Annotated in this window: 7 protein-coding genes and 2 pseudogenes; 7 read left to right on the top strand and 2 right to left on the bottom strand. The window is 51.8% G+C overall.

Features of this window, described 5'->3' with window-relative positions; translation table 11 throughout:
* Positions 1-7: 7 nt before the first annotated feature.
* Positions 8-151 (bottom strand): annotated as a pseudogene (locus tag A3OI_RS22870) (IS1595 family transposase); the annotation flags it as partial.
* A gap of 51 nt (positions 152-202) precedes the next feature.
* On the opposite strand from A3OI_RS22870, the gene A3OI_RS20570 reads away from it, so the two are divergent.
* Positions 203-1,636, top strand: a complete 1,434-nt coding sequence (locus A3OI_RS20570; RefSeq protein ID WP_018405286.1) for a sensor domain-containing diguanylate cyclase — start codon at positions 203-205, stop codon at positions 1,634-1,636.
* On the opposite strand, the pseudogene A3OI_RS20565 reads toward A3OI_RS20570, so the two are convergent.
* Positions 1,625-1,822: pseudogene (locus A3OI_RS20565) on the bottom strand (transposase); the annotation flags it as partial. The gene A3OI_RS20570 and the pseudogene A3OI_RS20565 sit on opposite strands and share 12 nt — an antisense overlap.
* Positions 1,823-2,119: 297 nt before the next feature.
* Here A3OI_RS20565 and A3OI_RS0116160 point away from each other — a divergent pair.
* From A3OI_RS0116160 to A3OI_RS0116135, 6 genes are all read left to right on the top strand, one after another.
* Positions 2,120-2,317 carry a helix-turn-helix domain-containing protein gene (locus A3OI_RS0116160; RefSeq protein WP_018405284.1) on the top strand — a complete coding sequence of 66 codons (198 nt, stop codon included), beginning with the start codon at positions 2,120-2,122 and terminating at the stop codon, positions 2,315-2,317.
* A 2-nt stretch (positions 2,318-2,319) separates the two neighbouring features.
* Positions 2,320-5,145 carry an SNF2-related protein gene (locus A3OI_RS0116155; RefSeq protein WP_026224252.1) on the top strand — a complete coding sequence of 942 codons (2,826 nt, stop codon included), beginning with the start codon at positions 2,320-2,322 and terminating at the stop codon, positions 5,143-5,145.
* Between the two features lie 19 nt (positions 5,146-5,164).
* Positions 5,165-6,409: an RNA-binding domain-containing protein gene (locus A3OI_RS0116150; protein WP_018405282.1), complete on the top strand. Its 1,245-nt coding sequence runs from the start codon at positions 5,165-5,167 to the stop codon at positions 6,407-6,409.
* Between the two features lie 145 nt (positions 6,410-6,554).
* Complete coding sequence (locus tag A3OI_RS0116145; protein WP_177313727.1) at positions 6,555-8,408, top strand: site-specific DNA-methyltransferase; 1,854 nt, start codon at positions 6,555-6,557, stop codon at positions 8,406-8,408.
* A gap of 12 nt (positions 8,409-8,420) precedes the next feature.
* Positions 8,421-11,384 carry a restriction endonuclease gene (locus A3OI_RS0116140; RefSeq protein WP_018405280.1) on the top strand — a complete coding sequence of 988 codons (2,964 nt, stop codon included), beginning with the start codon at positions 8,421-8,423 and terminating at the stop codon, positions 11,382-11,384.
* A gap of 148 nt (positions 11,385-11,532) precedes the next feature.
* On the top strand, positions 11,533-11,715 hold a 183-nt coding region (locus tag A3OI_RS0116135; protein ID WP_018405279.1), incomplete at its 3' end, for a transposase.

Below are 11,715 nucleotides of genomic sequence, written 5' to 3'. Positions count from 1 at the left end.
TACCTGATTACGCATAAGAGTCAGCCATCTTTAGCAGCCTATAGGGCATAGGCGGTGTCCGGGCTGCTACTGTCAGGAACCGCGGAAGCATGGCTTTGAGATCGTAGCGCCGATTGAAGCGGTATTCGAACTCAGCGAGGTCGCGAGGGGCATCGAACAGATACTCAGCCTGAAAGGCCTGGGTGACTGGCGCTCTTCCGGGGTGCTGAATCTGCGCATCCGCCGGGGCAACAACTGGTTGAGCTGCAACGCAGCGGTCTCTTATGACAACCACCACTGGCTGGTAGAACTGGAACTACAGGCCGAGGCCCGGGATCAGAACGCGCTTTTCGACCAGGTTTTTATACCCACACGGGATCTGCTGTGGCAGCTTAACCGCGAGCAGGACCTACACAGTTACACCCAAAAAGTGGCAGAACCGGTGCGCCAAGTGACCGGTTACGATCGGGTGATGATGTATCAGTTCGATCACAACAGGGATGGCGAAGTGATCGCAGAAAGCCGTTCAGCGCAAATGAACAGCTATCTGGGAAACCGTTTTCCGGCGTCGGATATTCCGGCCCAGACCAAGGCGCTTAATAGCCAGAACCTGACTTGGGTGACCGCTAACAGAACGTGCGCCACGGTGCCTGTGCATGGCGCCCCGGATATCGGTACCGACCAGCCTCTGGATATGACCTATTCGGCATACCGTTCGCTGCCACTGGTTCACCTGGAATATCTCGGCAATATGGGTGTAGCAGCTGCTCTGACCATTTCGCTGACCCAGAATGGCAGGCTCTGGGGCATGCTGACGTGTCATCACAACAGCCCGAAAAATGTAACCCTGCGGGAGCGGGAGCTGTACGAATTTATCGGCAGAACAATTTCCATCAAGTTGCCGGATTTACAGCGCAATGAGCAGCAACCGGTTACCAGCCAAACGTTTCTGAACCAGACGTCTGAAGCCGTGGTTATTGCCGGTGCCGATGGACGGATCCAGTCCGTTAACCGCTCGTTCTGTGAAATTACCGGTTACACCTCGCAGGAAGCGATAGGACATAACCCTTCGATTCTGCAATCATGGATTCACACGGCTCATTTTTATGATGAGTTGTGGCGCTCCCTGAGCGAAAAAGGCCGCTGGAAAGGTGAAATCTGGAACCGCCGCAAAAATGGCGAGGTTTACCCTCAGCTGGGCAGCATTTCCATAGTCCGTAACGACGACGGCAGTATCCGCAACTATGTGGCGGTTTTTTCCGACGTATCCAAAGCCAAGGAGGCCGAAAACAATCTGTTTTTTGCTCAGAACCACGACCCGCTTACGGGCTTGCCCAACCGTCAGTACTGCCTGGACAAAGTCAGCCATGTGATTGCGGAAAGAGCTCAGGCTGTGCCGGGAGTTGCCGTTGTGTTTCTGGACATTGACCGATTCAAACTGCTCAACGATGCCCGGGGCCATCACACCGGTGATAACTTTCTGCGAGCGGTCGCCCAGCGCCTGGCCGAAGCTTGCCCGAAAAATGGCCTGTTGTGCCGCTGGGGCGCCGATGAGTTTGTGCTGGTGCTGGAGCAGGTCACAAACCGTGATCGCATTGCGGTTATTGTGCAGACGCTATTCAATGCGCTAGGGTCTGTTGACAATTCACATCGGTAGCCATAGAAACGCGCAAGCCAAAAGCACAATGCTCTCATAATTTCGAGCAAGCTTGTCATATCGGGTGGCAACGGCACGATAGTGCTTGAGTCTGGCAAACGCATTCTCGACCAGGTGTCTGAGCTTGTACAACTGCCAATCGAGCCCCTTGTTTCCTTTTATCGAGTTTTTCCTTCTGGGGATAATAACGCTCATTTCGAGGGCATCTGCCTCAGCGCGTATCGTCTGACTGTCTTATCCTTGCAACGATTTTTGATATCTGATCGACCCGCCTATACCGCCAACCTTGATTTGATTTTCCTCACTGGAGGCTCGGAACAAACGGTGCGAGTTTGATCGGTAGCACAGGGTCGGGTCATGGGGCAGCCCTGCCACCGTTAGTTTGAAAACTTGTTTAATGAATGCGAGCGAATAGTCCTCTAGACTTGGGCCGCTAACCGGAAGGCGCTATACTCCAAAAACTGTGAAATACTGGTAAAAACAATGAAAAACAATCAAACGGACCAGATTATGACTCTGGAGGAGCTGGCGAACTATTTGAAGATCTCCAAATCGACCGTTTATAAACTGGCTCAGGAAGGACGTATACCAGGGCAAAAACTTGGCAAACAATGGCGCTTTGGAAAGCAGGCTATCGATGATTGGCTCAGTCACCAAGCCCGAACAGAGGGTAGAGATTGATCATGTTTACACCTCATCAAAGTGCCTACTTCGCGAACTGGCTTACCCAAACCGGAAAAGTTGAAAATCGGGTCTCCCGGGCGATGGCATCTGCTCGTGTTGATATGAATCCCCATCAGATTGAGGCAGCCAGGTTTGCCCTGAAATCCCCTCTGGAAAAAGGGGTTTTACTCGCTGACGAAGTTGGTCTGGGTAAAACCATTGAAGCCAGTTTAGTGATGGCCCAGAAGTGGGCGGAGGGCAAGCGGAATATACTTTTGGTCGTCCCAGCGTCACTTCGTAAGCAGTGGAGTCAGGAGCTACAAGACAAGTTTGAGCTGCCTTCAATCATCATTGACAGCAAGGTTGCCGCTGCACTCAAAAAAGAGGGCACCCACAACCCGTTCTCCCATGAATGCAAGATTGTAATCTGCTCATATGAGTATGTTGCGCGCCAGAAAGAAAAGGTGCAGCTCGTCGATTGGCACTTAGTGGTCTTTGACGAAGCCCATAAACTCCGCAACATCTATCAGAATTCGGGCAATAAACGGGCGAAGACCATCGTTGAAGCGACTCAGTATGCCGATAGCCGCGTGTTGCTGTCGGCCACGCCCATTCAAAATAAGCTAATGGAACTCTATGGTCTGAGCCAGGTAATCGACGCCCATTATTTTGGTGATGCCAAATCCTTTCGAAAGCTTTACGTTAACCGCCAGAATGACAAACAAGCTTTGGAGGACCTTAAACAGCGGATAGAACCTCTGTGTCACCGTACTTTGCGGCGTCAGGTGCAACAAGAAGGGGGCATCAGTTTTACTAACCGCTACTCTCTTACTCAGGACTTTACGCCTCTGCCCGAAGAGTGGGAGTTGTATCAGAAACTCTCCCATTACTTGCAGGACCCGAATATTCAGGCGATTAGCCATCAAGCAAAGCACTTGGTCAGTATGGGCCTTCGCAAGATCCTGGCCTCATCCTCCTTTGCTGTGGCCGATACGTTGAAAGGGATGGTCGAGCGCCTGAAAGACAAGCAGTTGCTGAATGAAGAAGCGCTTTCGGACATCGAAGAAGCAGATGACTGGCTGGATGCTGAATTTGGAGATGATGAGACCCAGGCAACTACAAAAACAGATAGACTTCAGTACGAGATTGAGCAGTTAACGGAGTTTCAATCCTTAGCGCAAAACATTAGTGAAAACGCAAAAGGTAACGCCCTTCTGACGGTGCTTGAAAAGGCCATGGCGATGACTGAAAGCCTGGGAGGTCAGCGAAAGGCCGTTGTGTTCACCGAGTCATGCAGAACGCAACGGTATTTAAACGATTTGCTTGAAGACAACGATTATCGCGGTCGAACGGTGCTCTTGAACGGGTCCAACGCAGACTCGCGCTCGAAAGCCATCTACAAAGAATGGTTGGAAGAACACCGTGGATCGGCGCGGATTAGTGGCTCAAAACCGGCGGATATGAAGGCCGCACTGGTCGATTGTTTCAAGAGTGACAAAGCAGATATTCTTGTTTCCACCGAAGCCGGCGGCGAAGGTATCAACCTGCAGTTCTGCTCTGTACTGATTAATTACGACCTGCCCTGGAACCCTCAGAAGGTGGAGCAGCGTATTGGCCGGGTGCATCGCTACGGCCAGAAAAATGACGTGGTCGTTGTGAACTTTGTTAACCGCAAAAACCCGGCCGACCAACGCGTGTTTCAACTGCTTAATGAGAAACTTAAGTTATTCGAAGGGGTGTTTGGGGCGTCGGACGAAATATTAGGGGCCATCGAAGGCAACATCGACATAGAGCGCCGTATCTATGACATTTACCAGAAGTGCCGAACAGACGCGGAGATTGAGCAAGAGTTCGATCAATTACAAGAGAGTCTAAAGGACATTCTGGAAGTCAGAGAGGCTGAAGCCCGACAAACCCTGCTAAACGATTTTGACCGTGATGTTGTGGCAACGCTGAGAACACTGCGCGACGAAAGTAACGACTTTCTTCAGGAGTATGAGCGGGTCCTGCTGGATTTAGCGAGAGCAGAACTGCCAGCAGCAATTTTCAATACCAATCATTTTGCCCTGGACGGCCAACGGTATGACTTGAGCTGGCCTCTGGTCGAACAGAACGACTCGGAATTCTTTCGCCTGCAAGCGACAGAGCATTATCTTGCCTGGGAGCTTGTCCGCAAAGCAAAAAGCTATCGGTTGGAGCCCGCGCATCTGGTCTTTCAGTATGATCAAATGGAAGGCCAGTATGCTGCGCTAAAGGTGTATCTGGACCAGTCTGGAACCTTGACTGCCTTTGAGATTCGCTTTTCCTATAATCGAGGAAAGGACGTAAAAAACCAGCTGGTTGTTTTGGCGAAAACTGACTCCGGCGAGTTGCTCACGCCGGGAAATGCCGAGCACCTGCTCTTTGTTCCGGCGTATTCGAAGTCGTTGGAACGGATCATCGACGAAAATGAATTTGCCGACTATCAAGCCCAGGTGATTGACGAACAGACCCTCCAGACCGAAGCCGAACTTGATAACTATCTGGAGCAGGAGTCCGACAAGCTGGAGCGCTGGGCCAACGACCGGCGCAAAGTCTTGATGGAAACCGTGGATGAGCTGGCTGAAGACATTCATCAGCTAAAGAAAACGTCGCGACAACTGGCATCCACGGCTGAAAAGATCCAGGCGAAAAAAGAGCTGAGAAAGCTGGAGCGCAAGCGAGACGATGCTTTGCATGAATACCACGAATCCAGAAAAGTCATTGAGCAAGAAGAAGACCGCCTGCTGGATGAGGTTGCCGAAAAGCTGGAATTGACCTGTGAGGTGAGAAATCTATTCACCATTCGCTGGACTCTCACTCACTGAGCCTTAACGAGACATCAAGATGGATCAGGAAAAACTCGTCAAAGACCTGTTGTTTCATATTCGCCTGGGCGAAGACTCCAGTATTGAATTCAAAGCCGTCACTTATGAGGGTGAACGGCCCAAAGATCCAAACCGGGATAAAATGGCCCATGAAATTGCCGCCTTCGCCAATGGCCAGGGCGGACGACTTGTGTTGGGTGTGGTCGACAAAACACGAGAAGTGGTCGGTATTGCGGACGAGAAAGTTGCCAAGACCGAAGAGTGGGTGGTCAACATCAGCCAGAGTAATATTAATCCGCCGGTCAGGCTGGACACCCACCTGGTTCAGCTCCCGGACCATCGCGGTGATTTGAAAACGGTGATCTGCGTCGACATCTCAAGAAGCATCTCTGTACACCAAAGTGCGGGGCGTTACTATCAGCGTGTTGGCTCCACCAAGCAGGAAATGAAACCGGAAGTCCTTGCACGCTTATTTCAACAGCGTTCTCAGGCACGGCTGATCCGATTCGACGAAGCCCTGGTGCCAGGGACCCAAGTGGAAGATATTGATAAATCTTTGAAACAGCGTTTTTTGAAACCAAATACGCCTGAGAAAGAGCAGCTTCACAAGCTGCATTTAACCGCTAAAGACGACTATAACGAAGGCCTATCGGTCTGTGGTGTACTGCTGCTTACGCCTGATCCCACCCAGTGGTTGAACAATGCCTATGTCCAATGCGTGTTTTATAGCGGCACCGCGCGGGACGCGGAAGACCAGCTCGACGCACAGGATTACACCGGCCCCATAGACCAACAAATCAACGGTGCGGTGGATTTCGTTAAACGGAACATGCGTATAGAAGCCAAAAAACAAATCGGCCGGGTCGATATTCCGCAATACGATCTGGGGGCGATTTTCGAAGCCGTAGTCAATGCGGTTGCGCACCGCGACTACTCCATGACCGGTCGACGTATCCGTTTGCACCTATTTGCAGACCGTCTGGAACTCTATTCGCCAGGTGAGCTTTCCAACAGCCTTACCATCGATGGTTTGATGGAGAACACCGTCACCCGCAACGAAGCATTGGTAAACTTGTTGAGTCGCTACTATCAGGCCCGGGAAGAGGCAGGCCGCCAGGCGTTGATTGAACGGCGGGGAGAAGGCGTGCCCAAAATCGTCCACCGTAGTACCGAGCTGAGCGGCAAGGAACCCGAGTATCGCCTCATCGACGACCGTGAGTTGCTGTTAACTATCTATGCGGCCAACAAGGAATCCCGACGCTAAGCTTACATCCTTCCACCCAATGTCTTCCCATTGCAAAAACCAAGGACACTCGACGTACATGAGCACTCCAGACACCCAGATGAACGGCGAATCCCTATACCTGGCTGAGCAACGAAAGCAGGAACTGAAACAACTGTTCCCCGGCGTGTTCACCGAAACCCGCGATAACAACGGCGAACTGGTGGAAACCCTCGATTATGAGCGTTTGAAAGCGGAGCTGGGTAACTTCAGTGAGATCTACGACAACCGTCGCGAACGCTACGGCATGGACTGGCCCGGTAAACGGGATTGCCTGCGCCTGATCCAGGAACCGTCACGGGCCACCCTCAAGCCCTGCCGGGAGGAGTCGGTGGATTTCGACACCACCGAAAACCTGTTCATCGAAGGCGACAATCTGGAAGCGCTCAAGCTGCTGCAGAAGAGCTATTACGGCAAGGTCAAGATGATCTACATCGACCCGCCCTACAACACCGGCAAGGAATTCATCTACCCGGACAACTTCAGCGAAAGCCTGGATACCTATTTGCAGTACGCGGGCCTGAAAGACAACGAAGGCCGCACCTTCTCCACCAACACCGCCAACGAAGGCCGTTTTCACACCAAGTGGCTGAACATGATGTACCCGCGCCTGTACCTGGCCCGCAACCTGTTGCGGGAAGACGGCGTGATCTTTATTTCCATCGACGACAACGAGGTGGAAAACCTGCGGCGGATGTGTGATGAGATTTTTGGGGAGGAGAATTTTATTGCGCAGTTTATATGGGAAAAAAGGACGAACCGAGAAAATAGAAAAATCGTGTCTACACGCCACGATTACATAGTTTGTTACTCTCGCAATACATGGGAAAGCGACAAGCCTATATCTCAGCTCCCGATGAACGATAAGGCTTTGGCAAGCTACAAAAATCCAGACAACGACCCAAGAGGTTCTTGGAAATCTGATCCAGCTACTGCTCAGGCTGGTCATGGTACCAAAAGCCAGTTTTATGATTTGGGCGGGCCAAATGGAAAGGTGCACAAGCTAGAGAGCGGTAGATGTTGGCTTTATACCGAGAAAGTAATGGCGCAGGCCATCGAAGAGAACCGCATTTGGTTTGGGAAAAATGGAAATGGAGTGCCCAGAGTAAAGACGTACCTTGAGGCCAAGGAGAGGGGGTTAACACCAGAAACAATATTTTTTGCCGAAGATGTTGGAACGACTGAAGCAGCAAAGAATAAGATAAAAGAACTTTTTGGCGGCATAGCTGCGTTTGAGACTCCCAAGCCGGTTCAGCTATTGCAAACGCTATTAAAGCTTTCATCAAATCCCGGAATCGTGTTGGATTTTTTCGCTGGTTCGGGTTCGTTGGCGGAAGCCGTTTATGAAGAAAATATAACTGCATCTCGCACCAGATTTGTATTGGTTCAGTTGCCTGAGCCTTGTGACGAGGGTAGTGAAGCAGAAAAGATTGGAATGGCTACGATAGCTGATATTGCCAAAGAAAGGATTCGTCGAGCTGGCAATAGAATCAGGGAAAAGGTAACGGAACAGTTAGATCTTAACGGTTTAACTGGTAACGATTTGGGCTTCAAAGTCCTAAAACTCAACCAAAGCAACTTCAAACTCTGGCAAGCCCCCAGCAAAGACATCTCTGACGACGAACTGCTCCAGCAAATGGACCTCAACGTCGATCATATCGATCCCAATGCCAGCCAGGAAGATCTGCTCTACGAACTGCTGATCAAGGCCGGGGTGATGCCCACCGAGAAGGTAGAGCGGATTGAACTGTCAGGGCATACGGTGTTTTCCGTAGCGGAGGGCACGCTATTAATGCACCTGGAGGACGACATCGACCAGGCGCTGATCGATGTCGTTCTGGTCAAGGCACCCAGTCAGTTTATTTGCCTGGACAAGGCCTTCCACGGCAACGACCAGCTCAAGACCAACGCAGTAAAAACCTTCGAGGCTTTCAGCCAGGGCAAGGAAAAAATCGATCAAATCGATTTCAAAACTGTTTAAAAGGGGCTGGCGATGAAACTGAAGTTCAACCCCAACCTGGATCACCAACAGGGCGCCATTGAGTCCACCCTGGCCGTGTTTGATGGTTTGTCCACCGCCGGTGAACGCTACCGGCAACTGGGCATTGCCAATACGCTGGCCGTCGATCCGGACACATTGCTGGGCAATCTGCATAAGATTCAGGAACAGAATTTTATCGAGAAGTCCGCCCGCCTGTTTGAAGAGGGAGACGATTATCCCTTCCCGAATTTCTCGGTGGAGATGGAGACTGGCACCGGCAAAACCTACGTTTACCTGCGCAGTATTTTTGAGATGCACAAGCGCCTGGGCCTGCGCAAGTTCATTATCGTGGTGCCGTCTGTGGCAATTCGTGAAGGCGTGTTGTCTTCCCTTGCGATGATGAAGGAGCACTTTCGTAGCCTGTATAACAACGTGCCATTTGATCATTATGTGTACAGCGCCAAGAACCTCTCGAAAGTGCGTGACTTCGCCACCGGGAATACCGTGCAGATTATGGTGATCAATATCCAGGCGTTCCAAAAAGATGCCGGGGATATTGACGATTACCAGGCACTGACATCAGAGCAAATCAAAAAGCTGTCGGTTATTCACCGGGAGCAGGACCGAATGTCTGGGGTGAAGCCCATCGAGTTCATCCAGGACGTGCGCCCGGTACTGATCATCGACGAGCCTCAGTCAGTGGATACGACTGCCAAGGCAAAGCGCGCCATAAACCACCTCAAGCCCCTGTTTGCACTGCGCTATTCCGCCACCCACAAAAATCCCTATAACGTGGTGTATCAGTTGGGTCCGGTAAAGGCCTATGACCTGAAACTGGTGAAACAGATCTCGGTGGCGTCCATCCAGTCCCAGAGCAACGTCAACCAGACCTACCTCAAGCTGAGCAAGATCGGCTACAACGGCAAAGCCAAGACGCCGTCCGCCTCGGTGGTGATCTTTGAGGACACGCCAAATGGCACCAAAGAGAAAACCGTTAAGCTCAAACAAGGCACGGATCTGTCCGATCACACCAACCGTCCGGGCTATGCGCGCTATGTGGTGGATGAAATATACGCCGAGGCGGGTGTCGAATATGTGCGTTTCTCGAACAACGAGATCCTGGAGCCCGAGCAGGAAAAAGACGGCATCCACGACGATGTGCTCAAAGAGCAGATTCGCCAGACCGTAGAAGAGCATTTCAAAAAGGAGCGCAACCTCCAGAAGCAAGACCTGCCGGTGAAGGTGCTCTCGCTGTTCTTTATCGACAAGGTAGCTAATTATCGTTACTACGACGAACACGGCAATCAACAAAACGGCAAACTGGCCCGCTGGTTCGAGGAAGCCTATCAGGAGGCAGCGCGAAATCCGCTGTTCAGTGACCTGCCCAAGCGGGATGTGAAACAGGTTCACAACGGCTATTTCGCGGCGGTAAAAAAGCGCGGCAAAATCGTGGAATTAAAGGACACGTCTGGCACCACCGCGACTGATGCGGAAGTGTATGAGTTGATTATGAAGGATAAAGAGCAGCTGCTAGACGATGCCGAGCCGCTCAGGTTCATTTTCAGCCACTCCGCCCTGAAAGAGGGCTGGGATAACCCCAACGTGTTCCAGATTTGCAGCCTGAGGGACTTCGGCAGCGAGAAAGAGCGCCGGCAAACGCTGGGGCGAGGGCTGCGCTTGGCGGTCGATGCCAGTGGTGATCGGGTGCATGACCCGCAGGTCAACCGCCTGACCGTGGTGGCCAGTGAATCCTTTGAGGAGTACGCCAAACACCTGCAAACAGAGATGGAAAAGGACATTGGCGGCGGTTTCAAATTTGGCCGTGTACCTGCCATCGCTTTCGCGCCACTGGCGGTCAGTGATACCGAGTCCTTGGGGCAGGAGAAATCCAGGCACCTTTGGCAGGCCCTCAAGGCGGAAGGTTACCTGGATAGTCAAGGTGATCTTACCGCCAGGTTCCAGCCTGACGACCTCTACTTTCAGCTTCAGGTGCCTGCAGCATACGAACCACTGGAAAACGAGATTATCGACAAGCTGCGTGGCTTTATGTTCGCTGGCCGGGTACAGGATGCCCGCAAGCGGACCGCCGTGGCTTATAACAAGCGGGTAGAGCTGAATCCAGACTTCAAGGCGCTGTGGGAGCGTATTAGCCAGAAAACGCGCTACTCCATCGAGTTCAACACACAAGAACTGATTGACTTGGCCAGCTACAAGCTACAATCGATGCCGATCATTAAACCAGTGACCCTGACCATCGACCACACCCAGGCCAGGCTGACCGATGCGGGGTTTGGCAATGACCGACAGATTTCGACCACGAAAGAACGCTATGTCAGCTCCCACGAGGCGTTGCCGGATTTAATCGGCGCGTTGCAGGACCGGACTCAACTCACCCGGGGCACACTGCTGGATATCATCAAACGATGCGGTCGGCTGGCGGAGTTTAAAACCAATCCCCAAGGGTTCATAACGGAAGCCAGTCAACAGATCCATAAAGCGCTGGACGCGTTGCTCGTCGCTGGTATTCGCTACGAAAAACTCGCTGGTGAGAACTACAAAATGGAATTGTTCGAAGAGCCGGAACTGGAGGCCTATCTGGATCGCTCCTATGCAGTTCAATACGGGAATCAGGGTGATAATGTACAGACTCCCTACGACTACATCGAATACGACTCCCAAATTGAGCGAATGACTGCTCAGGCCCTGGACGGCGCGGAGAACATCAAGTTCTTCTGCAAACTGCCTCGCTGGTTCACCATCCCCACCCCCGTCGGGGACTACAACCCGGACTGGGCGGTGGTGCTGGATGGGGACAAAAAGGTGTACCTGATCCGCGAAACCAAAACTACCCATGACAGTGATAAGCGTCGGTTGGAAGAGAATCTGAAAATTCTTTGTGGCGAGGCGCACTTCAAGGCGTTGGGGAAAGTAGATTACCGTGTGGCGGCGTCGGTGGCTGAGGTGACGGCGTTTTAGGCAAAAGGAGCGCACAATGAGCTTTCAGGGACTGCAGGCAAAATTCAATCGGCTGCTTAAGGTCTGTTGACAATTGCTCGTAAGCCTTTGAAAGGTAAGAGCAAGCTCGTATAATGAAGTTCCGAAACAACAATCATACGAGCCCGCAATGCCCAGATACATGCTCACAGAGAAACTGTGGTCCAAGCTAAGAGAAATATTGCTTCAATTCAGTCTGTATAACAAGGCAGGTTTGCGCAAAACAGTCGAAGGCATTCTGTTCAGAATGCGGACCGGTGTGCCCTGGAGAGATCTGCCAGGCCACTTCGGAAAATGGAATTCTGTCTACAAA

Origin of the sequence: Marinobacter gelidimuriae, assembly GCF_000372805.1 — a bacterium.
Taxonomy (GTDB): Bacteria; Pseudomonadota; Gammaproteobacteria; order Pseudomonadales; family Oleiphilaceae; genus Marinobacter; species Marinobacter gelidimuriae.
The sequence above is the reverse complement of the archived record's forward strand: the minus strand, read 5'-3'. Positions and strand labels throughout refer to the sequence as shown.